At 68.2% G+C, this 22598-nt stretch carries 14 protein-coding genes and 1 tRNA gene; 7 read left to right on the forward strand and 8 right to left on the reverse strand.

Going from position 1 to position 22598, the window contains the following annotated elements; genetic code table 11:
• Positions 1-513, forward strand: a 513-nt coding sequence (locus ABW16_RS21705) for a hypothetical protein (protein ID WP_233424847.1), incomplete at its 5' end; no start/stop codon positions are given.
• 14 nt (positions 514-527) lie between these two features.
• Here the strand turns inward: ABW16_RS21705 and ABW16_RS21710 are convergent.
• Positions 528-1676 (reverse strand): L,D-transpeptidase, encoded by a 1149-nt coding sequence (locus tag ABW16_RS21710; protein WP_412178222.1) that lies wholly within the window; start codon positions 1674-1676, stop codon positions 528-530.
• Positions 1677-1911: 235 nt separating this feature from the next.
• On the opposite strand from ABW16_RS21710, the gene ABW16_RS21715 reads away from it, so the two are divergent.
• Together ABW16_RS21715 and ABW16_RS26960 are read left to right on the forward strand one after the other, a co-directional pair.
• A tRNA-Lys gene (locus ABW16_RS21715) sits at positions 1912-1984 on the forward strand.
• Between the two features lie 151 nt (positions 1985-2135).
• Positions 2136-3056, forward strand: a complete 921-nt coding sequence (locus tag ABW16_RS26960; protein WP_233424848.1) for a DUF3761 domain-containing protein — start codon at positions 2136-2138, stop codon at positions 3054-3056.
• Positions 3057-3068: 12 nt separating this feature from the next.
• On the opposite strand, the gene ABW16_RS21720 is transcribed toward ABW16_RS26960, so the two are convergent.
• Positions 3069-5405, reverse strand: coding sequence for an APC family permease (locus ABW16_RS21720; RefSeq protein ID WP_047321277.1), 2337 nt, complete (start codon positions 5403-5405; stop codon positions 3069-3071).
• A 66-nt stretch (positions 5406-5471) separates the two neighbouring features.
• Positions 5472-5699, reverse strand: coding sequence for a DUF3618 domain-containing protein (locus ABW16_RS21725; RefSeq protein ID WP_047321278.1), 228 nt, complete (start codon positions 5697-5699; stop codon positions 5472-5474).
• A gap of 92 nt (positions 5700-5791) precedes the next feature.
• Here ABW16_RS21725 and bcp point away from each other — a divergent pair, with 92 nt between their 5' ends.
• From bcp to ABW16_RS21740, 3 genes are all read left to right on the forward strand, one after another.
• Complete coding sequence (bcp, locus tag ABW16_RS21730) at positions 5792-6265, forward strand: thioredoxin-dependent thiol peroxidase (protein WP_047321298.1); 474 nt, start codon at positions 5792-5794, stop codon at positions 6263-6265.
• Positions 6266-6305: 40 nt separating this feature from the next.
• The gene (locus ABW16_RS21735; protein ID WP_047321279.1) at positions 6306-6779 is read left to right on the forward strand and encodes a VOC family protein; all 474 of its coding nucleotides are present in this window, start codon (positions 6306-6308) and stop codon (positions 6777-6779) included.
• Between the two features lie 156 nt (positions 6780-6935).
• On the forward strand, positions 6936-7973 hold the full coding sequence (locus ABW16_RS21740) for an FAD-dependent oxidoreductase (protein WP_047321280.1): 1038 nt from the start codon (positions 6936-6938) through the stop codon (positions 7971-7973).
• 12 nt (positions 7974-7985) lie between these two features.
• On the opposite strand, the gene ABW16_RS21745 is transcribed toward ABW16_RS21740, so the two are convergent.
• From ABW16_RS21745 to ABW16_RS21765, 5 genes are all read right to left on the reverse strand, one after another.
• Complete coding sequence (locus tag ABW16_RS21745) at positions 7986-8930, reverse strand: LysR family transcriptional regulator (protein WP_047321281.1); 945 nt, start codon at positions 8928-8930, stop codon at positions 7986-7988.
• A gap of 50 nt (positions 8931-8980) precedes the next feature.
• A complete protein-coding gene (locus ABW16_RS21750) occupies positions 8981-10318 on the reverse strand; it encodes a dipeptidase (RefSeq protein WP_047321282.1) in 1338 nt (445 codons plus the stop codon).
• Between the two features lie 102 nt (positions 10319-10420).
• Entirely contained in the window at positions 10421-10810 is a 390-nt protein-coding gene (acpS, locus tag ABW16_RS21755) for a holo-ACP synthase AcpS (RefSeq protein ID WP_047321283.1), read from the reverse strand.
• 11 nt (positions 10811-10821) lie between these two features.
• Positions 10822-20064 (reverse strand): type I polyketide synthase, encoded by a 9243-nt coding sequence (locus ABW16_RS21760; protein ID WP_047321284.1) that lies wholly within the window; start codon positions 20062-20064, stop codon positions 10822-10824.
• 435 nt (positions 20065-20499) lie between these two features.
• Positions 20500-21222 carry a DUF1906 domain-containing protein gene (locus tag ABW16_RS21765; protein ID WP_047321285.1) on the reverse strand — a complete coding sequence of 241 codons (723 nt, stop codon included), beginning with the start codon at positions 21220-21222 and terminating at the stop codon, positions 20500-20502.
• A gap of 118 nt (positions 21223-21340) precedes the next feature.
• Between ABW16_RS21765 and ABW16_RS21770 the strand changes: the two genes are divergently transcribed.
• A complete protein-coding gene (locus tag ABW16_RS21770) occupies positions 21341-22597 on the forward strand; it encodes an MFS transporter (protein ID WP_047321286.1) in 1257 nt (418 codons plus the stop codon).
• Position 22598 lies beyond the last annotated feature (1 nt).

Here is a 22598-nt window from a genome sequence, read left to right on the forward strand (position 1 = left end):
CCCGAAGACGGACCACCTCCGCCCCCGGAGGACATTCCGCCCCCGCCACAGGACTGGGGACCGCCCGCGCCCGATCTGGTGACCAATTGGTCCATGCCGGCGCCGCACGCGCTGCCGCCGGGAATCGTCAACGAGCGCGGCATGCAGGTCAAGACCATCCTCGTCGCACGCAGTATCAGCGAAGCGTTCCCGCAGATTCACGACATGATCGGCGTGCGTCCCGACGGCCAGCGTTGGCATCCCTCCGGCCTGGCCATCGACGTGATGATCCCCAACCCGGGTAGCCCCGAGGGCATCGCGTTGGGAGACCAGATCGTCGACTACGTCAGGCAGAACGCCGGTCGGTTCGCCATGCAGGACGCGATCTGGCGCGGCACCTACTACACGCCGGCGGGGCCCAGCGGTCGCGGCAACGGCCACTACGACCACGTGCACATCACCACGTTCGGCGGGGGTTATCCCAACGGCAACGAGGAGTACCTGCGCGAGGACGGCGAACCGCCCCCGGCCTGACCGCGTCTAGCGCGTCAGCGCACCGGATCTTTGGCGTTGCCGGCCTGCCACTGCGACCACGGCACATTCCAGTCGCCCAGGCCCTCGTCGCCGGCCAGTGGTGCGCCGATGGTGTTGTTGATCTGCACCACGTCGCCGCGTTTGACGTGGTCGTAGAACCACAGCGCGTTGCTGGGGCTGACGTTGATGCAGCCGTGACTGGTGTTGGCGTAGCCCTGGGCTCCCACCGACCACGGGGCCGAGTGCACGAAGATGCCGCTGTAGGAGATCTGGGTGGCCCAGTCGACGTCGGTGCGATACCCGTTGGGCGAGTTGACCGGCACCCCGTAGGTGGACGAGTCCATGACGATGTGCGCGAAACGCTCGCCGACGATGTAGGTGCCGTTGTTGGTCGGGGTGCTCTCTTTGCCCATCGACACCGGCATGGTCTTGGCCACTTCGCCGTTGATGCGCACCACCATCGACTTGGTGTCGTCGTCGACGGTGGCGATCACCTCGTCGCCGATGACGAAGTGGCTGGCCGCGTTGTCCTGTCCGTAGACCCCGTTGCCCAGATCCACCCCATAGGTGTTGACCTGCACGTCCACGTTGGTTCCCGGCTTCCAGAAGGCTTGCGGGCGCCAGCGCACCTCGCGATTGTTCAGCCAGTAGAAGGCGCCCACCACCGGAGGATCGGTGGTGATGGTGATCGCCTTCTCGGCCGCCTCGCGGTCGACGATGTTCTCGTCGAACCGAATCGCTACCGGCTGACCGACGCCGACGACCTCGCCGTCACGCGGCATGACGTAAGGCATGGTCAGGTTCTGCGGCGAGTGCGTCTGGAATGTCATCTGCCGGCTGGTCACGCCACCGAGTCCCAGCGCCTTCGCGTTGACCGTATAGCGCTTGTTGTAGCCGAGCTGTTCGGATGTCGCCCAGGTCAATCCGTCGGCGCTGAGCTTGCCGTCGACGACCGCGCCGTACTCGTTGACCATGGTGACCGAATCGAGCACGCCGTCCTCGGCGGTCACTGTCACCGGCGCGTCCACCGCAACACCGACCGCCTTGTCGGTGACCGACGCGGTGACCTTGGGAACCAGCAGGTCAGCAAAGGGGGTGCCCTTGTCGGTGATGATCTTGGCCGCTTCGGCGTCGGCGTTGCTGCCGCAGGCGCTCATGCTCATCACCGCAGCCGAAACCATCAGCAATGCCGCTGCCCGGGACCCTAACCCCCGGCAGCGTTGTGCCAAACCGACCTGCCCCATGCTTTTCCCACCTGACCGTGCTGATGCTGCTCGCAGGCAGTCTAGTGGGTAATCGACACTGCCGCTGTTCCGTCCGGGAGAGCGCCCTGACGTCGCGATTTCGTCTCCCGGCGCGGCGCCTGTTATTGTCTCTTTCGCGGTTCTTGACCGCACGGCGCCGTTAGCTCAGTTGGTAGAGCAGCTGACTCTTAATCAGCGGGTCCGGGGTTCGAAACCCTGACGGCGCACAGCTCAGAAGACATTTCGGTGTAGCGCAGCACACTGCGGCTGACACTCAGTCGACCCGAGGTGGCAGTCCCGCCGGATCCGAAGTGGGCTCGCTCACAAGCCACGCTCCCATGACTTCCCTCCACGGGCCGGTAGCCGAATACTCGACGCGTGCAGACGCAAAACGACAAGGACGGCGGCACCGGTATGGGACCGACGATCGTCCGGGTTGCCCACCGTTCCCTAACCAAGCCGGTCACCGATGACGGTCCTGAAGACCTCTGCCACTGGCCCTTTAACGAGCCGCCGGTGCCCGGGCAGTGGGTGATCGCACCAACCTCTGCGCAGGCCGAGAGCTACGCCGTCGTCGCCGGACTGGGCAAGGCTGACGATGCCAAGGGCGCTGCCCTCAAGACCATCACCAAAGTGGTGCCCGAAGAAGACGTCGCAGAAGCACTGCGGAAAGCGAAAGCCGAGACGATGGCGTGGCTCTGGCTCGCCCAACGCACGGCAGGATTCCCCGCCCCCGGCTACCCCGCTCCGCCCGACGAGTACCCCTACTCACCGATACCGCCTTCGAGGGGGACCGCACCGAGTGCCGATGTGGCCAGCGAATACGGACTCGTCTGGCGGCGAGTTCACCGTCAGGCACAAGAGTGCGGGCTTCCCGATGAACAGCTCAAGCGGTTCAAGAGCATCTCCGAGCAGTGGTTCGCACTCTCCCAAAGCTTGCTGGCGGAGCAGGCCCAACGGCCCGTGTCGGCGAATGCCCCGGCAGAAAAGGACATAACGGAGGCAGCGGACGCACCGACAAAACGTTCTGTGCCGAAGTGGCTTTGGGCACTTGCGGCCGTTGTCGTCGCAGTCGTCGTCATTGTTGTTCTGGTCCGGGTGGTGGGCGCAAAGACCGGTGAGTCGAGCGGGACGCCGCCGACGAGCCATCCGACGACATCGCAGCCATCTGCATTCCCTTCTGCGCCAGCGGGAGCCAACGCGCAGTGCCGAGACGGCACGTATTCGTTCTCAACTCGCCGGAATGGTTCCTGCGCGGGCCATGGCGGCGTCGCTGCATGGCTGGACAGCCAACCATGACCGGGCTTCGCACTATTGCGACGTCCGCTGTTCGCCCGTCGCTGTGACGATTCGGTAGCTCGGGTCAGACATGTACACCGGTCCGTTGCCGTTTCGCCGCGCCTTGCCGGTGAGCGCAACCACATCACCGGGGCTGATATCGGTGCCCCGCCCCGCGGGAAATGTCGCGCGCAGCTCGCCGGTGCCGTCTCCGACCACCGCGACGCGGAGCGGCTTGCCGTTCCTGATGGTGTCGTCGACCTCGTTGACCCGCCCCTCGACGGTGGCCAGGTGCCCGACGATGAGGGCGTCCACCGCGATGGCGTCCGGTGGCGGCGCCGGATGCTCGTAGCGGTCCACGTCCTGCTGGTCGTGGCGCGCCACCCACTGCTGGAGCTTCCCGACTTCGCGCACCAGGCGCTGTTCGAATAGGTCCGGGAACGCCTGACGCACGCGCGACTGCACGTCGTAGGGCACGATCGTCGCCGCCGCGTCGGGAACCAGGCTCACGGCCTTGGCGATCTTGTCCGCGGTGCGATCGTGCAGCAGGCGCCCCAGCAGCGGCGCGTAGGTGCGCCGGGGCAGCAACACGGTCACGTGGCAGTCCGGATATTGGGCCCGCGCCGTGTCGACCAGCTGCTGGGCGGTGCGAGTCAGCCGGCGGTCCGGGCAGTCGACCACCCGCAGCGGGGTGTCCAGGCCGTAGTATTCCCAGCGCTGCTGCAGCAGTGTGGCGTGCGCGGCGTCGACCACCAGGTGCACCGCGGCCAGATCGTCGGCGTAGAGCCCTTTGCCGTAGCGCAGCGCTTCGAGTACCGCCAGGTCCAGCGAATGCACGAAAACCATCACCCGGTGACGGGCGTATTTGACGACGTCGGGCCGGTCGGTGCGGAATCGCTCCAGGATCGCGGCCTCGGCGCGGTATTCCCGGTTGAGCCGGATCAGCACCAGCACCAGCAGTGGGAACACCACCACGACCAGCCAGGCACCCTCGGTGAATTTCGCCACCGCGAAGATCGCCACCACCACGGTAGACAGCAGTCCGGCCGAGAAATTGATGGCGAGCTTGTACCGCCACCCCGATTCCCGATGCGTCACATGGTGTTTGGCCATGCCGTAGCCGGCCATCGCGAATCCGGTGAACACCCCGATCGCGTAGAACGGCACCAGCGCGTTGACTGAACCACCGGTGACCACCAGCAGAGTCACCGCCAGGACGGTGAGCACGATGATGCCGTTGGAAAAGACCAGCCGATGACCGCGCTTGGTCAACTGGCGGGGCAGGAAGCGGTCTTCGGCGACGAAGCTGGCCAGCATCGGAAACCCGTTGAAGCTGGTGTTCGCTCCGGTGAACAGGATCAACGCCGTTGCCGTCTGCACCAGCACGTAGCAGACCTGGCCCAGCCAGCCGCCGCCGAACACCGCCCGGGCCACCTCGGAGAGCACCGAGGGATATCCGGCCGCGTACGGCGGGGTGTGGGTGCGGTAGGCCAGGTAGGTGACGCCGGCCAGCAGGAAGCCCAGAATGCACGCCATCGTGGTGAGCACCCGCCGGGCATTCACGCCCTGCGGCTTGTTGAACACGCTGACGGTATTGGAGATGGCTTCCACACCGGTCAGTGATGACCCGCCGTTGGCGAACGCCCGCAGCACCACAAGGATGGTCGCCCCCATGATCAGCCCGTTGCCCTGGTGGACCGGCACCGCTCCGGGCAGATGCTCCGCGTCGTAAACCGGTAAGCCCCAGAAGATCTCGCGCACCACGCCGGTGATGATCATCAGCCCAAGCATGCCCGCGAAGAAATAGGTCGGTATCGCGAATGTGCGGCCCGCTTCCCGCAGGCCACGCAGGTTCGCGTAACACATCACGATCACCACCGCGACGGTGATCTCCAGGCTGTAGGGCCCCAGTGGGCGGATCGCGGAGACGACGGCGACGGTGCCGGCCGCGGACTGCACGGCGACGGTCACCACGTAGTCGATCAGCAGCGCCGCAGCGGCGACCTGCGCCACCCGGGGGCCAAAATTCTCCCGCGAGACGATGTAGGAGCCGCCGGCCCGGGTGTAGGTCATCACCACCTGGCGATACGACGCGGTGACCAGCACCAGGATCAGCAGCACCACACCGGTGATGGGCAGCAGCAGCGCGAACGCGGCCAGGCCGGCGAACGGCAGCAGTTCGATCAGGATCTCTTCGACGCCATAGGCGTTCGAGGAGATCGCGTCGGGTGAAAGTACCCCTAGTGCAACCGGATTCGACAGTCGTTCGGAGCGCAGCGCACCGGTGACCAGCGGCCGCCCCAGCACCAGCCGTTTGAGCGTGTAGCCGATCGGGTCGGGCCGCGGCGCCGGGGGCTGTTGGGCGCGCATCGCAATATCTTCACCCCGGCAGCGTCACGCCGCCAGACCCAATTTTTGCGCTCGCGCGCGGGGCTATCAGCGGTTGCGGATTCGACGAATCGCCAGGACGACAATCAGGCCGCCGACACCGGCCAGAGAGGCCATCACCGCAGGCTTTGTGACGATCTCGATCGCCCGGGCCTTGGCCCGGTCGGCCAAGTGGCGGGGGTTAGCCCGGTCCGCGAGGATGTCAACCGTCGACGCCAGCTGCTCGCGGGCCTGATCGATGTCCTTCTTAATCGTGTCGGGATCGCGTTCCGCCACTGTCGTCCTCCCTGTCCGATGCTGCCCCTGTCGAACTACCCTAGAGCAGCCGGGGTTCGTCTCACGCTCCGGCGAGCAGAAAGGGGCAGTTGTTGACCGACACCGCACGCCTGGCGCCTGGTGATGAAGCGCCCGCGTTCAGCCTTCCCGACGCCGACGGCAACACCGTGTCACTGGCCGACTACCGGGGACGACGGGTCGTCGTCTACTTCTACCCGGCGGCCTCCACCCCAGGCTGCACCAAGCAGGCCTGCGACTTCCGGGACAACCTGCGCGATTTCAACGACGCCGGCCTCGACGTCGTCGGCATCTCCCCCGACAAGCCCGCCAAGCTGGCCAAGTTCCGCGACACCGAGGGATTGACCTTCCCGCTGCTGTCCGACCCCGACCGCACGGTGCTGGCGGCCTGGGGCGCCTACGGTGAGAAGAAGATGTACGGCAAGACGGTGCAGGGGGTCATCCGCTCGACGTTCGTCGTCGACGAGCAGGGCAAGATTGCCGAGGCCCAGTACAACGTGCGGGCCACCGGCCACGTAGCGAAACTGCGGCGAGATCTGTCGGTCTGACCGCCGAGGTCGCCAGCCGCCGACCGAGAAGGAGCAGCTCATGCCTGTCATCCGGACGAGTTTGTGGTTTGACACCCAGGCATTGGAGGCCGCCGAGTACTACGTGTCGATCTTCCCCAATTCGAAGGTCACCACCGTCTCGCACTGGGGTGCGGAAAACCCCGAGCGCGACGGCACCCCGCTGGAGGTGTTGTTCGACCTCGACGGACGGCAGTTCTCCGCGATCAACGGCGGGCCGGACTTCACGTTGAACGAGGCCATCTCGATCCAGGTCTACTGCGCCGACCAGGCCGAGGTCGACCACTACTGGGACGCGTTGCGCGCTGGCGGTAAGGAAGTCCAGTGTGGCTGGCTCACCGATCGCTACGGATTGTCCTGGCAGATCATCCCGCAACGGTTGTCGGAGTTGATGACCGATCCAGATCCCCAGCGAGTGCTACGGGCGAAGCAGGCCATGTACACGATGGTCAAGCTCGACATCGCCGCGTTGGAGGCCGCGGCCGACGGCCGGTGACCACCGCTCACAACGACGCCTTGTGACCTGACAAACACCAGTCCACTAGCCACGGGCTGCCGGCGGGCGGAGCATTGTGCCAACGGTCGGGCTTGGGTGGCGCCTCCGATCCGACCGAGACGGCGCGCTACTCCCACTCCGTTGGAAGGCAGGAAGATGACTGGGCACAGCTGGGCGGTGATCGGAGCAGGTCCCGCAGGTATCGCCGCGGTGGGCCGGTTGCTCGACCATGGCGTCCCCGGGGACGAGATCGTCTGGATCGACCCCGACTTTGCCGCCGGTGACGTCGGCACCAAATGGCGCGCCGTTCCCGGCAACACCCATGTGTCGCTGTTCCTCGACTACTTGAACGGCTCACCGTCGTTTCGGTTCGCCGAAGCGCCCCATTTTGAGCTGACCGATATCGATCCCGGTCACACCTGCCTGCTCGGCCACGTCGCCGATCCGTTGGTATGGATCTCGCAACACCTGGCAGAGCGAGTCACGCCCATTCGGGCGGTGGCAACAGAGCTCACGCTGCGTAACCGCCGGTGGTTGGTGCGCACCGAAGAAGCCAAGATCGAAGCGAAGAATGTGATCCTTGCCATTGGTTCGGTTCCCAAGAAGCTTCATCATCGGAACCTGGAGGAGATTCCGATCGAGGTGGCGCTGAACCCCGACAAGCTTGGGCAGCTGGCGTTGGACGACGCCACGGTGGCCGTCTTCGGCTCGTCGCACTCCTCCATGGTGGCCCTGCCCAATCTGCTGGACACACGAGTCCGCAAAGTCATCAACTTCTACCGGAGCCCCACCAAATACGCTGTCTACCTGGGTGATCAGATTCTGTTCGACGACACTGGCCTCAAGGGAAAGGCCGCAGAGTGGGCCCGGGAGAACATTGACGGGACGTATCCGGAACGCCTGGAACGGTATCGGGTAAACGACCCGGAGTCCGCCGAGCAGCTCCAAGCCTGTAGTCACGTCGTTTACACCGTCGGCTTCACCCGACGGCAGCTCCCCGCGACCCCGCAGTGGGGGGAGCTGGAATGCGATCCGGCGAACGGCATCCTTGCGCCGGGGTTGTTCGGGGTCGGGATTGCGTTCCCCGAGTACGGAATCGACTCGTTCGGGTCTGGGCAGTATCGGGTCGGGCTCATCAAGTTCATGCAGCGGCTCAACAGCGCCCTGCCCCTGTGGTTGCAGTACGGCACCTAGCTTCCGCGTGCGTCAGCGCGGCGGGTTGGCGTTGCCGATGTGGTTCAACAGGTCCCGGACCGCACCGGCCGGCGGCGTCCGCCCGCCCGTCCAGATCGCCCTCAGCTCACGATGCAGGTCCAATTCCGGCACCGCGACGCAGCGAAGCCGGCCCACCGCAAGGTCATCGGCGACGGCCAGCCTGCTCATCACCGCCGGCCCGGCCCCGGCCAGCACGGCGCCCCGCACGGCCACCGACGAAGACAGTTCCAGTGCCGGACGTGCCTGTTCCACCTCGTGGCCCAAGACGGCACGCAATGCCTCGGTCAGCGAGTCACGGGTGCCCGAACCCTGTTCACGCACGACCAGCGGGGTCTGGCTGAGTTCTGCCGCGGTCACGCCGTTGGCGCGACGCACCCATTTGTGGTCGGGCGGCACGATCACCACGAGGTCGTCGTGCGCGACGACCCGGCTTCGAATTCCGGTCAGCACCCCCGGACTCTCGATGAATCCCAGGTCCGCCGATCCGCCTCGAACACGCGAGATCGCCTGCTCGCTGTTGGTGGCGGTCAGAATGACCTCCGGCGCCTCGCGGCCGGTTCGCGTGGCGGAGGTCCGCAGTGACACGATCCAGCGGGGCATCAGTTGTTCGGCGATCGTCAGGCTCGCAACCACCTTCACCCTCTTGCGGCTCGCGGTCCGCAACGAAGCGAGTCCGGCATCGACGTGGCCGGCGACATCCAGTAGCTGATCTGCCCACTCCGTCACGACCGCACCGGCCGAAGTCAGCTGCGAACCACGCGCACTGCGGGTCACAAGCCGCACACCGGTCTGGGCCTCCATCGCTGACAGTCGTGCCGAAACGGCCTGCTGCGTCAGCCCCAGTTCCCGACCGGCGGCGCCAAGGCTGCCGGTTCTGGCGATAGCCAACAACATCTCGAACGCCGACAAGTCGGGCATGCGAGGGCTGAGCGCCATGTCCCCATGCAATCACAAGTCGCGGTTGTGAGCCCGCAAGCCCGCGATCATCAGGCGGGCTGACCGCCCAGCTTGGCCAGCAACAGTGCTTCGGCGGTGGCGGCGCGTTCCAGCACTCCCAGGTGCAGGCTCTCGTTGATGCTGTGCGCCTGCGTGCCGGGATCCTCCACCCCGGTGACCAGGATGGTCGCCTGCGGGTAGGCGGCGGCGAACTCGGCGATGAACGGGATTGAACCGCCCATGCCCATGTCGATGGGTTCCACGCCCCACGCCTGGGCGAACGCGGCCCTGGCGGCGTCGTACACCGGACCGGTGGCGTCGATGGCGTAGGGCTGACCGACGTCGCCCGGGGTGACGGTCACCTGCGCTCCCCACGGGGCATGGTGCTGCAGGTGAGTGGTGAGCGCCTGCAGGTGGGCGGCGGCGTCGCCGCCGGGGGCCACCCGCATGCTGACCTTGGCGCGGGCCCGTGGGATCAGCGTGTTCGACGATGCCGCGATGCTCGTGGTGTCGATACCGATGACGGTGATCGCCGGCTTGGCCCACATCCGCTGCGGCACCGAGCCGGAGCCGATCTCGGCCACCCCGTCCAGCAGCCCGGTGTCGGCACGGACCCGTTCGGGTGGGTAATCGACTGGTGCCGCGGTGCTTTCGTGAAGTCCGGTGACCGCGACGTTGCCGTCGTCGTCGTGCAGGCTCGCCAGCAGCCGCACCAGGACGGTCAGCGCGTCGGGCACCGCCCCGCCCCACAACCCCGAGTGCAGGCCGTGGTCCAGGGTCGCGACTTCCACCACGCAGTCGACCAGCCCCCGTAGCGACACCGTCAGTGAGGGGATGTCGGTGCTCCAGTTGTCGGAGTCGGCGATCACGATCACGTCGGCGCTCAGCGCCTCGCGGTGCGCGGCGAGCAGTGCCCCCAACGACGGTGACCCGGATTCCTCTTCGCCTTCGACGAAGACCGTCACACCGACCGGCGGGCGGCCACCATGTGCCCGGAATGCCGCCAGATGTGTTGCGATACCGGCTTTGTCGTCGGCGGTGCCGCGGCCATAGAGGCGTCCGTCGCGTTCGGCGGGCTCGAACGGCGGTGACTCCCACTGTCCCGCGTCACCCTCGGGCTGCACGTCGTGATGGGCGTACAGCAACACCGTCGGGGCGCCCGGCGGTGGCGGATAGTGCGCGATGACGGCCGGGGCACCGCCTTCGGCGACGATCTGCACCTGCGGAAAACCAGCCTGGCTCAGCAGATCTGCGGTCAGTTGTGCGCTGCGCTGTACCTCGGGGCGCCGCGCGGGGTCGGCCCAGACGGACTCGATGCGGACCAGATCCTCCAGGTCGGCGCGTACCGACGGCAGCACGTCGCGGACTCGCTGCACCAGATCGCTCATGGCGTCGAGGTTAGCCGGTGCTTCTGCTGGCGCGAGCGTGCGCAGAATGCCAGTTTCACCCGGCGTGTTGCGTACAAACACGCACCGTCGCGCAAAGGGGCGTCACACCTCGAGGATGGCGACGGCGGCGGCGGTGTCGGCCTCGTGGGTCAGCGACACGTGGATCGTCACATCGGCCAAATGCTGCGCTATCTCACCGGAGAGTCGCACCTTCGGGCGCCCCCACGTGTCGGTGACCACCTCGATGTCGCGGTGAATCGCCTCCGGCAACACCGGTTTCTGCGCGAACCGCGAACCCGACCACGCCTTGATCACCGCCTCCTTGGCCGCCCAGCGGGCCGCCAGGTGCCGCGCCGCCGACGAACTCTTGTCGGAGGCGTCCCGGCGTTCCCCGGGGGTGAACGTCGCGGCGAACACGGTCCCGGGTTGGTCCACCTGCTCGGCGAAGTCGGGAATCGAAACCAGGTCGATCCCGACACCAACGATGCCCATAGCCGGTGACGTTATCCGATGTAGACGTCGTCGTCGCCGAGCCGTGCCGCCGGGTTGAGCAGCATGGCCGACTCTTGGCGCTTCTCCGGTGTGTCGTGGTCGAACCTCCGGTCGGCGGGCCGCTCGTACATCGGCTTGCCACCGGCGATCGCCGAGGCGAGCCGCCGCTGACCGGCCAGGACACGCTCGGAGGCCTGCTGCAGGTAGGCCTCGCGCTGGCTCGGGTCCAGCGCAGCCAGGAACGCCGCCGGGTGCACCAGGGCCACCAGACCGGACACATGGCCGAAGCCGAGGCTGGTGACCAACCCGGCCTTGAGGGGGAACTTCTCCCCCAGCTCCAGCGTCTCGCGCACCCACACCAGGTGCCCGGCGGTCGCCAGCTCGTCGTCGACGCAGTCCAGGCTGCGATTGGGCGGGATCACCCCGTCGCGCAGCACCTGGCACAAGCCCATCATCTGGAAGACCGCCGCACCGCCCTTGGCGTGCCCGGTGAGGCTCTTCTGGCTGATCACGAACAGCGGCGCACCTTGCGAGCGGCCCAGCGAGTCGGCCAGCCGCTCGTGCAGCTCGGTCTCGTTGGGGTCGTTGGCCAACGTCGAGGTGTCGTGCTTGGAGACCACCGCGATGTCGTCGGCGCCCACGCCCAGCTTGGCCAGCGAACGGGCCAGCATCGAGTCCTTGCCGCCCCGGCCCGCGCCCAGGGCGCCCAGGCCCGGAGCCGGGATCGAGGTGTGCACGCCGTCGGCGAAGCTCTGCGCGTAGGCCACCACCGCCAGCACCGGCAGACCCATCCTGGCGGCCAGGTCGCCGCGGGCCAGCAGGATGGTGCCACCGCCCTGGGCCTCGACGAAGCCCAGCCGGCGACGGTCGTTGGCGCGGGAGAACTTCGAGTCGCTGATGCCCTTGGCGCGCATCATCTCGGTGTCGGCGGTGGCCGCCATGTCACCGAAGCCGATGATGGCCTCCAGGGTCAGGTCGTCGTAGCCGCCGGCGACCACCAGCTCGGCCTTGCCCAGCCGGATCTTGTCGACGCCCTCCTCGACCGAGACCGCCGCGGTGGCACAGGCGGCCACCGGGTGGATCATCGAGCCGTAGGACCCGACGTAGCTCTGGATGACATGCGCGGCAACGACGTTGGGCAGGACTTCCTGCAGGATGTCGTTCGGCTTGGCCCGCCCGAGCAGGTTGCCGTGGTACATGGTCTGCATCGAGGTCATGCCGCCCATGCCGGTGCCCTGGGTGCTGGCCACCAGCGACGGGTGCACCCAGCGCAGCAGCTCGGTCGGGGTGAAGCCCGCCGACAGGAACGCATCCACGGTCGCGATGATGTTCCACAGCGCCACCCGGTCGATGGAGGTGGCCATGTCCTGGCTGATCCCCCACACCGTCGGGTCGAACCCGGTCGGGATCTGAGCACCCACGGTGCGCGACAGCTTGCTCTTGCGCGGCACCCGAATCTCGGTGCCGGCCTTGCGGATCACCTGCCAGTCCGACGAATCCGGCACCGGACGCACCACGGTGTGCTCGGGGTCGAACTCGACGAACGCGCGTGCGTCGGACTCGCTGGAGACCACGAACGAGAAGTCCTTGTCCAGGAACACGCTGACCAGCAGCGGCGAGGCGTGGTCGGGGTCGATCGCGCCGTCATCGACGAACTCGCGAACACCGACGCGTTCCACCACGGCGTCGTGGTAGCGCTCCACCAGCTCGGCCTCGTCGACCAGCTCACCGGTCGCGGTGTCATACCAACCCGGGGTCGGGTCGTCTTCCCACTTGACCAGCCCGGTGGTCCAGGCCAGCTCCAGCACTCCGGCCGCCGACAGCTCGCCGGAGACCTCCATCTCGAAGCGGGTGCGCGACGAGCCGAGCGGGCCCAGTTCGGCGCCACCGACGATGACCACCAGGTCGGCCGGGTCCACGTCGAGGTCGTCCCAGGCCGGCGGGGGTGCCGGGGTGTAGCCGCGCGGCGGGCTAGGCAGTGCCGCAATGGTATTCGCGGCATCCTCAGCCTCGTCATCGACTGCTGCCTCGGCGGTCATCTCCTCGCGGGCCTTCGCGGCCAGCTCGGCCATGTCCAGGTTCGCCTCGGCCAGGCCACCGGTCAGGTCGGCCTCGATCGGTGTGTTGGCCGCGGCCACCTTCGACTCGACGTTGCACAGCTCCAGCAGCATGGCCGCCATCTGCTCGGTCGAGTAGGTGGTGACGCCGGCTTCCTCGACCGCATCGACGATGACGTCGTTGTGGCCCATCAGCCCGGTGCCGCGGGTCCAGCCGATCAAGGCGTGGGCCAGGCTGACCCGAGACGCCCACGAGGACTCGGCCTTCCAGCGTGACACCAGCGCGTCCAGCGACGCCTTGGCCTCGCCGTAGGCGCCGTCACCGCCGAACATGCCGCGGTTGGGTGAGCCGGGCAGCACCACGTGCAACCGGGAGGCGATGTCGCGTTCTGCGCCGATCTTCGACAAGCCGCCGATCAGGCGCTGCACCGCCCACAGCAGGACCTTCATCTCCATCTCGGCGCGCGCACCGGCCTCCGACAGGTCGCCGGTGACCCGCGGTGCCGCAAACGGGAACAGCAGTGTCGGGGTTTGCGCATCCTTGAGGTGGATCGACTGCGGCCCAAGGCTTTCGGTCTGCTCGGTACCGACCCACTCGACCAGTGCGTCGATGTCGGAGTAGGAGGCCATGTTGGCGGGCACCACCCACAGCGCCGCACCGAACCGAGCGTGGTCGCGGTAAAGGCTGCGGTAGAAGCCCAGCCGCTCATCGTCGAGTCGAGACGTGGTGGCGATGACGGTCGCACCGCCGTCGAGCAGCTGCCCGACCACCGACGCGGCGATCGAGCCCTTGGAGGCGCCGGTCACCACCGCCACCTCGTCGCTGTAGCGGCCCCGGCCCGGGTTCTCCGCGCCGGCGGCGATCCGGGCGTACAGCGAGCCGTGAATCTGCCGGCCAGAGGCCAGCGCGCGGGCCTGCCACCACGACGCCTGGGTGGCGACCACGTGGCCGGCACCCTCGAAACGCTCGGCGAGACGGGGCCAGTCGGCGTCGACGTCGCCTTCGTCGAGCAGCCACAGCTTGACCAGGTCCTCGCGGGCACTGGCCCAACGGTCGTCGAACAGCACCGCCTTACGGCCGTCGAACACCGGCGCCACCAGGCGCGGCCAGTCCGAACCCAATTCGGCGGTCACCAGGTCGATCAGTTCGCTGTCGGTGGCACCCGCCGGGGCACTCACCGCATCGTCGAATCCGAGTTGGCCCAACACCAGCCGGGCGGCCGAGGCGAGCACACCGTCGCGGCCGGTGATCTGGGCGGTGAACTCGCCCAGCGCGGCGGCGTCCACCGTCGCACCGCCGCCACCGCCGGCCGACGGCAGCGACACCGCGACACCGCGACGCGCGGCGACGGCCTGGACGGCCGCGTCGATGACCTTGTCGACGGCCGCCGCGTCGGCCAGCGCACCCTCATGCAACCCGCCCAGGGCGCCGCCCCGGACACTGGTGCCTTCGCGGGTTCCCAACGCCACCTCGACGGCGACGTGCTTGGCCCACCCGTCACCGAGCTCCCAGGTCTTCTTGACCCGCTCGGCGATGGCGCCGGGCCGCTTGCCGGACGGCCCGAGAATGGTGCGGAGCTGGTCGTTGATCGCGTCGGTCAGCACCGGGCCGTACGGCTTGTAGGTGCGGGCCAGCTTCGTCACCTGCGACTTCAGTCCGGACAGGTCGGCCTCGGCGGCGCCGTCGATGGCGCCCAGGTTCAGCTCCGACCCCAGGTCCACCAACAGCTGGTTGCGCCGCGACGACGCGCCGTCGGTGATGGACTCGATGGAGTCCAGCGCCTCGATCTGGTCGATGCGCATCTTGGCGCTCAGTGCGATCAGCGCGCAGGTGGCGTCGGCGGCGTCGAACGCGATGTCGTCGGGGCGCGGGCCACCCGACGGAGCGGCTGGGGCGGCCGGTGCCGGAGCGGCCTCGGTCGGGGCGGCGTCCGCCGCCCCCTCGGCCGGTGCCGCTTCCTCCTCGGGCTCCGGCTCGGGGTCGGTATCGGTGGCGAACAGCACCGCGGCGTCCCGCTCAGCGTTGAGCACTTCCACGGTGCTGTGGGCGTACTCGGGCAGCTTGAGCGTGTTGGTGGCCAGTCCGGCGACCGTCGGGGCGGTCTTCACCCCGATCTCGACGAACCGTTCCACGCCCAACCCGCCGGCCGCCTGCTCGATGAACAGCAAGTCCTGGGTTTCGATCCAGCGCACCGGGCTGGCGAACTGCCAGGCCAGCAACTCGATGACGATCTTGCGGCACAGTTCGGCGGGCTTCTCGTTGCGCCAGGTGTCGTAGTCGGCCAGCACCTCGTCGAGCGGCTCGGCCGGCACCAGGTCGCGAATCTCCTGGATGAACTCCCGGTCCAGGGTGAATGGCTTGGGCACCAGGTTGGGGATGTAGCGGCCGATGATCAGCGCCGGGTCCTGGTCACGCGGCATGACCCGCTCCAGCGAACGCCGGAAGTCGTCCACGCCAATCCGCAGCACGCTGGAGTGGAACGGCACGTCGATGCCGGGCACCAGGATGAACGAGCGCTTGCCGCCGCTGATCTCGCGGCGCCGCTCGACCTCGGCCTCCAGCGCCTCCAGGCCGGCGACCGTCCCGGCGATCGCGTACTGCGAGCCGCGCAGGTTGAAGTTGACGATCTGCAGGAATTCCCCGGTGCGCTCGGAGATCTCGTCCACGAACGCGGTGACGTCGGCGTCGTCGAGGTCGATCTGCGACGGGCGGATGGCGGCCAGCCGGTAGTTGGACCGGCCCATGGCGTCACGCGGCACGATGTCGTGCATCTTCGAGCCGCGGTGGAACACCACCTCCAGCAGCGCTTCGAGCTCGTAGACACCGCTGACGCACGCCAGCGCGGTGTACTCGCCGACGGAGTGACCGCAGGCGATCGCACCCTCGACGAACGCGCCCTGCTCGCGCATCTCGGCGACCTGCGCGGCCGCCACGGTGGCCATCGCCACCTGGGTGAACTGCGTCAGGTACAGCACGCCGTCGGGGTGCTGGTAGTGCACACCGGAGGCGATCAGGGACGTCGGGTTGTCGCGCACCACGTGCAGCACGGAGAAGCCGAGGGTTTCGCGGGTGAACTTGTCCGCGGAGTCCCACACCTTGCGCGCGGCCTTGGACCGGGCGCGGACCTCCATGCCCATGCCCTTGTGCTGGATGCCCTGACCCGGGAAGGCGTAGACGGTCTTGGGGGCGGTCAGTCGGGCGGTCGCCGACATCACCAGGTCCGAGCCGATCCGTGCGGACACCTCCAAAACCTCTGCGCCCAGGTCGATTCCGACCCGGTCCACCCGGAAGTCGACCTCGTCGCCGGGCTTCACCATGCCCAGGAAACGCGCGGTCCAGCCGACCAGCCGGGCCGGCGGGCGGGCCTGCCCGTCGGTGGCGGTCACCACGTGCTGGGCCGCGGCCGAGAGCCACATGCCGTGCACGATGGGCGATTCCAGACCGGCCAGCAGCGCGGCGGCCCGGTCGGTGTGGATCGGGTTGTAGTCGCCGGAGACCGCCGCGAACGGCCGCATGTCGACCGGCGCGGTGATGGTGACGTCGCGCCGGCGGCGGCGCGGGGTGTCGGTGGCGTTGTCGGAGACCGCGCCGCCGGCCCGGACCGGGTCGGTCAGTTCCGTGGCGCCGGTGCGGCCGCGGATCGCGAAGCGCTCCTCCAGGGTGGCCAGCACGGTGCCATCGGCGGCGGCAACCGTGACGGACACCGGGACGACACGGCCGACCTCGGTGTCGGTGGCCGCCGAAGCCGTTGCGGTGACGGTCAATTCAGCCGGTTGCGCCGGCAGTGCGGCCAGCAGGTGTGCCGCGTGGTCCAGGTGCACCAGCGACAGCAGGCCCTCGACAACCGGGAATCCGGTGCCGGTGGTCGCCGAGCCGATGGCGGCGAACACGGCCGGCCAGCACCGGCCGACCAGTGTGTCGGGCACGGTGGACAGTCCCGGCGCCAGCGGCGCGCCGAACGTTGCGGTCACCCCGGTGTGGTCGGCGACCTGCTCGGGGTTCCACTCCACGGTCACGGTGGCCGAGCCGTTGTGCACCGGCGGCAAGGACTCCGGCCCGTCGACGCCGGCGGCGATGGCCAGCACCGCGCGCATCGCGGCGGCGGCGTCCTCGGTGGACACCAGCGGGGCGGCGCCGTCGACGACGGCTGCCGGCGCGGTGAAGCGAATGTTGATCCAGACACCGGACAGCGGCACGCTGAGCACAACATTGGTGTCCGAGACGACCTCGAGACGCGCCCCGGTCGTCGGATGGGTGGCCGTGCGGTTCTCCTGCACCTGCCACTCGTCGGAGGCGCCGATCCGATGCACCGGGTTGGTGGCGGTACGCCCCGCCCACAGCACGTCGGGAGCGTCGAGCAGCACGGCCAGCGGGCCGGTGACGTCGGTGCGGCCCTGACGGCGCGCGGTGACGGATCGAGGCTCCACCCCTTCTTTCTGGTAGGCGGCCAGCACCTGGTCGACCGCTGCCTGCTCGAAGCGGTCCAGCAGCTCACCGACCGGCTCGTCGACGCGAGTGATGCCGGCGACGGCGGTGATGCCCGGAATGATGCAGACCTGCTCGGCGGTGTAGCGGGCGTCGTGCGCCTGCCACAGCGAGTCGCTGCGCCACCAGCGGCGCACGTCCTTGTCGATCACCGGCACGAAGTTGACCGGCTTGCCCGGCGTCTTGCAGAGCTGGGTGAAGAACGGCGCGTCGGCCGGGTGCAGCCGGACGGTCTCGGCCTCCGGGTAGCGGGCCAGCAGCGCCGCGATGGCCTCTGCGGGTCGCTCCAGGATCGACTGTCCCCCTTCGGAATCGGTGAACAGCGTCTCGATCGGGCCGGACTCGAGCTCGTTGAGTCGCGCTTCGGCGCGCTGCAGCATCGAACCGAACCGCTCCCGCCAGGTGTCGGCCAGCCACGGGCTGTCCGGTGACGCGGTGTCCGCGGTCGAGTCGCCCGCACCGATGGCCAGTTCCACATAGCGGCGCAGCCACTGCGCGTAGGTCATCTCGGTGACATCACCGAAATAGGGCTTGGCGGTGTCGGCCAGCGCCGCGATGATCTCGTCCCGACGCGCAGCGACGGCCTCGCCGTCACCGGCGACTTCGTCGAGCAACCGGCCGCACCGGGAGGCGACGTTGTCGATCTCGTGGATGTCGGCACCGAGCTGGCTACGCGAGGAAGCCATGCCGCCCTGGGCTTTTCCGGCGCCGATCCACTGGTCGGTGCCCGTGGTGTCGACCAGCATCTGCTTCACGGCCGGCGACGTGGTGGCCTCCAGGGTCGCCATCGCCGCGGTGCCGACCAGGATGCCGTCAACGGGCATCAACGGGAAGCCGTGCTGCTGCGACCACCGGCCGGACAGGTATTCGGCGGCCTGCTCGGGAGTGCCGATACCACCGCCGACGCACAGTGTGATGTTGGGCTGCGAGCGCAGCTCGGAGTAGGTCGCCAGCAGCAGGTCGTCGAGGTCCTCCCAGGAGTGGTGGCCACCGGCACGGCCACCCTCGACGTGCGCGATCACCGGGGTGGTGGGCACCTCGGCGGCGATGCGGATCACCGACCGGATCTGCTCGACGGTGCCGGGCTTGAACACCACGTGGCTGATGCCGGCGTCGTTGAGCTCGGCGATCAGCTCGACGGCCTCTTCCAGCTCGGGGATGCCGGCGCTGATCACCAGGCCGTCGAACGGGGCGCCGGACTGACGCGCCTTCTGCACCAACCGTTTTCCGCCGACCTGCAGCTTCCACAGGTAGGGGTCCAAGAACAGCGAGTTGAACTGGACGGTGCGCCCCGGCTCGAGCAGCGTCGTCAGCTCCGCGACCCGGTCGTTGAAGATCTCCTCGGTGACCTGCCCACCGCCGGCCAGCTCGGACCAGTGCCCGGCGTTGGCGGCCGCGGCGACGATCTTGGCGTCCACGGTGGTCGGCGTCATGCCGGCCAGCAGGATCGGCGAGCGGCCGGTCAGCCGGGTGAACTTGGTGTCGAGCTTGACCCGGCCGTCGGGCAGCTGAACCACCGACGGGGCGTAGCTGGTCCAGGGCCGGGCGACCTCCGGGACGGCGCCGATGGTGAACAGGTTGCGCTGACCACCGCGGGTGGCCACCGGCACGATCCCGATGCCCAGGCCTCGGATCACCGGCGCGGTCAGCCGGGTCAGGATGTCGCCGGGTCCCAGATCCAGAATCCAGCGGGCACCCGCATCGTGCAACGCGGTGACCTCGTCGACCCAGTCGACCTGACCCACCAGGATCGAGTCGGCCAGCTGGCGGGTCAGCTCGACATCGAGGCCCACCTTGGCGGCCCACTGCGCGACGATCTCGATGCCGTCGGACAGTCGCGGCGAGTGGAAGCCGACCTCAACCTGCACCGGCTCGAAGACCGGAGCGAAGACCGCACCGCCACGCAGCTTGTTCTTGCGCTCGGCGGCCTCTTTCTCGGCGATCTGCTCGCAGTACAGCTCGAAGCGGGACAGCTGCTCGGGGGTTCCGGTGATCACCACGGCGCGGCGACCGTTGCGGATGGACAGCACCGGCGGAAGCACCGTGCGCACGTCGGTGGCGAACTCGTCCAACAGTTGCCGGATGCGCTCCGGGTCGACGTTGGTGACCGACACCATCGGCGGGCGGTCCCCCAGGACCGAGATTCCACGGCGACGGGCCACCAGCGTTCCGGCCGCCCCGATCAGCTGGGCGATCGCGAGCAGCTGGACGTCGTTGGCGCCGCCCGCTTTCAGCGACTCGACGGCCAGAATGCCCTGCGAGTGCCCGGCCGCCGCGACAGGCGGGGTGGCCGACAGGTCCAGCCCCTGACGCTCCATCGCTCGCATCGCCGCGATCTGGGTCAGCAGCACGCCCGGCACCGACACGGCGGCCGAGGTCAGCTGCTTGGCCGACGGGATCGGGTCCTCGGCTGCCAGCGCCCGCACCCATTGCAGCGGCTCGAAGCCGATGGGCCGGACCACAACAAGTTCCTTGGCGATCGGCTCGAGCAGCAGGTCGGCCTCACCGGCCAACGTGGCCAGTTCCGTCTCGATGCCGGCCGAAGACACCAGCTCTTCGAGCGACTCCAGCCAGGCACTGCCCTGCCCGCCGAAGGCCACCGCGTACGGCTCGCCGGCCGTCAACCGATCCACCAGGGCGGACGAGGCGCTGGCGAAGCGCCCCGAGCCTGCTCCGTCAGCGGAAACCCGGTCGTGTTCGTGGATCGTCACGTTATGTATCTCCCCTGCCCTGGTTAACGTCGCGTCGTCATCGACGCCCGCCGGGATAGCCGGCCCAAACTGCGGGCTCTCGCGTGTTCGCGGCCGCGCTTCAGCAGTAAGAGTGTCATAAGAACCTGTGCCGTTTCCGCAGCAAATTGGTTACTGGTGAGTTCTACGCTCGGGTAACCCGGCCCCGGATATCACGGGGCTCGACGGCGCTCGTAACGATCCGGGACAAACGTCCTGCATGCGTGGGGTTACGGTCGAGTAGCCACAACGACGCAGATCAAGGCTCCATTGTTATCTAATCGTTATGTTTGAATCAGCGAGGCCAACAGCCTTTGGCGGCGTCCGGGGCTCCGACCTCGAACGAGCGCCGCGATCCCCGCCCTGCGCGGCCCGATCCGGCGCCAGTTTGCTGCACGGACAGCGACCGGAGCGTGGTCAAGCCCACTGACCGAACTGGGGCGCCAGGATCTCGTTGATGTCCACACCAACGCCGCCGACGGTGCGCCTGTCGATTTCCACCTGATGCAAATTGGCGGCCGGATGGGCGATGCCGCCGGGGGAACCGAAGTTGTGCTGCCAGAAGCAGGAGCCCAGACCGTCCTGCAGCGCCCACTCGATCGTCGTGGAGTTGGCATAGACGCCGGTGCGCTCCGGCCCGATCACCGATTGCCATCCCCGCAGGTACGGCGCAACCTGCTCCTTGTACTGCTCGTAGGAAGGGTTGTCGTCGATCGAGGCATAGATCGGAGCGCTGTCCGGGCCGCCAGCCGCGGTGTGCAACTGCGCGCCACGCTTGGCGTGGTCCACACCGGCGTCCTGGCCGCCCAGCCAGTCTGCGGTCGCCTGCTTTCCGAACTGGTAGCAGGAGACGATCGTGAGTCCGTTCTCCTGCAGGTCCCGTGCCTCGGCCGGCTGAATCGGCTTGCCGAGCATCCACTCAGCGCCGGGCCGGCGGTCCGACACATAGCGGATAGCACCCGCCGCACCGGAAGCCTTGATCGCGCCGGCCGACAAAACCCCGGCCGAATAATCCAGCAGAATGCCCAGCGGTGCCGCCTCGGCGGCAGCGGCGAGCAGCGCCGAGACCCCGGCGCCAAGCCCGGCCGCCGCGGGCACCGTCGCAGCGAGTTTGAACACGTCGCGCCGTGATATCACCACGCGTCACAGACTAAGACAGAGTTCGGCCGGGTTTTCGCCGGTCACCGGCGAATATCAGGCCGAAATCGTGTGCGACCATAGCCCGTGTCCCGCAACAGACAGACAAGGTAGGCCTCAATTGCGTCCCTGGATCGTGTGGGGCACCGGCCTGCTGTCCTATTTGGTGGCCGTGCTGGACCGGACCACCTTCGGGGTATCGGGTCTCGACGCAGCAGAACGCTTCCACGCCGGCCCGAGCACGTTGTCGTCGTTCGTGATCGTGCAGCTGATCGTCTATGCCGCCATGCAGATTCCGGCCGGCGTGCTGTTGGACCGCTTCGGTCCCCGGGCGATGATCGCCACCGGTGTCACGGTGCTCTCCGCGGCCCAACTCACGCTCTCGCTGACGCATTCGCTGCCCACCGCGGTCGGCGCGTACGGCGCCATCGGCCTGGGTGACTCGTTCATCTTCATCTCGGTCATCCGTCTGCTACCCAATTGGTTTGCCGCCGAACGTGTTCCACTGCTCACCCAACTCACCGGCATCTGCGGCCAGTTCGGCCAGTTCCTCTCGGCAGTGCCGTTCCTCGCAATTCTGCTGCACGGCGGCTGGGCGGCCGCCTACCTCTCGGCGGCAGGGCTGGGCTTGTTCGCGGGCACGCTGACGCTGGCCGTGGTACGCGACGCCCCGCCGGCGACGCCGGCCGCCGTCCACGCGCGGACTTTCCGGGACGCGTTCGGTGAGATCAAAACGGTGTGGTCGCGGCCGGGGACCAAAGCGGGCTTCTTCACCCATATGGGCAACGCGTTCTCGCCCGGCGTGTTCGCGCTGATGTGGGGGGTGCCATACCTGACTACCGCACAAGGTCTTTCGCGCGGCGTGGCGGGTGTGGTGCTGACGCTGTCGGTGGCGCCCTTCATCGTGGTGGGGCTGTTGGTCGGAACCATCTCGGCGCGCTGGCCCCGGCACCGGTCGAGCGTGGCGCTGACGATGATCGCGCTGATCGCAGCGACCTGGACAGTGCTGTTGGCGCTGCCGCACCCCGCGCCGCACTGGCTGTTGGTGGTGCTGATCCTGGTGATCTCAGCGGGTCAGCCGGTGTCGATGCTGGCCTTCGACTTCGCCCGTACCTACAACCCGCCAGCGGCGTTGGGCACCGCGCAAGGCATGGTCAACACCGGCGGCTTCATCGCCACCCTGCTCATCATGCAGGCGATGGGAATGGTTATCGCCATGACCGGGGGCTATTCATTCGCGGCGTTCCGGCTGGCCTGGACGATGCAGTACATCGTCTGGGCGGTGGCCGCCGTCGGCGTGGTGATCTACGGGCGGAAAGCCCGAGACTCCGAGACGTTCGGCCAAACGCCCATGCCCGTGGCCGTGTCCGAGCACTGAG

It is taken from the genome of Mycolicibacter heraklionensis (genome assembly GCF_001021505.1).
In the GTDB taxonomy this organism is placed as follows: domain Bacteria; phylum Actinomycetota; class Actinomycetes; order Mycobacteriales; family Mycobacteriaceae; genus Mycobacterium; species Mycobacterium heraklionense.

Bases quoted from the DNA above. Each gene is read 5' to 3' on its own strand.
- ABW16_RS21710 (WP_412178222.1), bottom strand. From the start codon at position 1,676: ATGAGCATGAGCGCCTGCGGCAGCAACGCCGACGCCGAAGCGGCCAAG.
- ABW16_RS21720 (WP_047321277.1), bottom strand. From the start codon at position 5,405: ATGCGCGCCCAACAGCCCCCGGCGCCGCGGCCCGACCCGATCGGCTAC.
- ABW16_RS21735 (WP_047321279.1), top strand. From the start codon at position 6,306: ATGCCTGTCATCCGGACGAGTTTGTGGTTTGACACCCAGGCATTGGAG.
- ABW16_RS21740 (WP_047321280.1), top strand. From the start codon at position 6,936: ATGACTGGGCACAGCTGGGCGGTGATCGGAGCAGGTCCCGCAGGTATC.
- ABW16_RS21745 (WP_047321281.1), bottom strand. From the start codon at position 8,930: ATGGCGCTCAGCCCTCGCATGCCCGACTTGTCGGCGTTCGAGATGTTG.
- ABW16_RS21750 (WP_047321282.1), bottom strand. From the start codon at position 10,318: ATGAGCGATCTGGTGCAGCGAGTCCGCGACGTGCTGCCGTCGGTACGC.
- acpS (WP_047321283.1), bottom strand. From the start codon at position 10,810: ATGGGCATCGTTGGTGTCGGGATCGACCTGGTTTCGATTCCCGACTTC.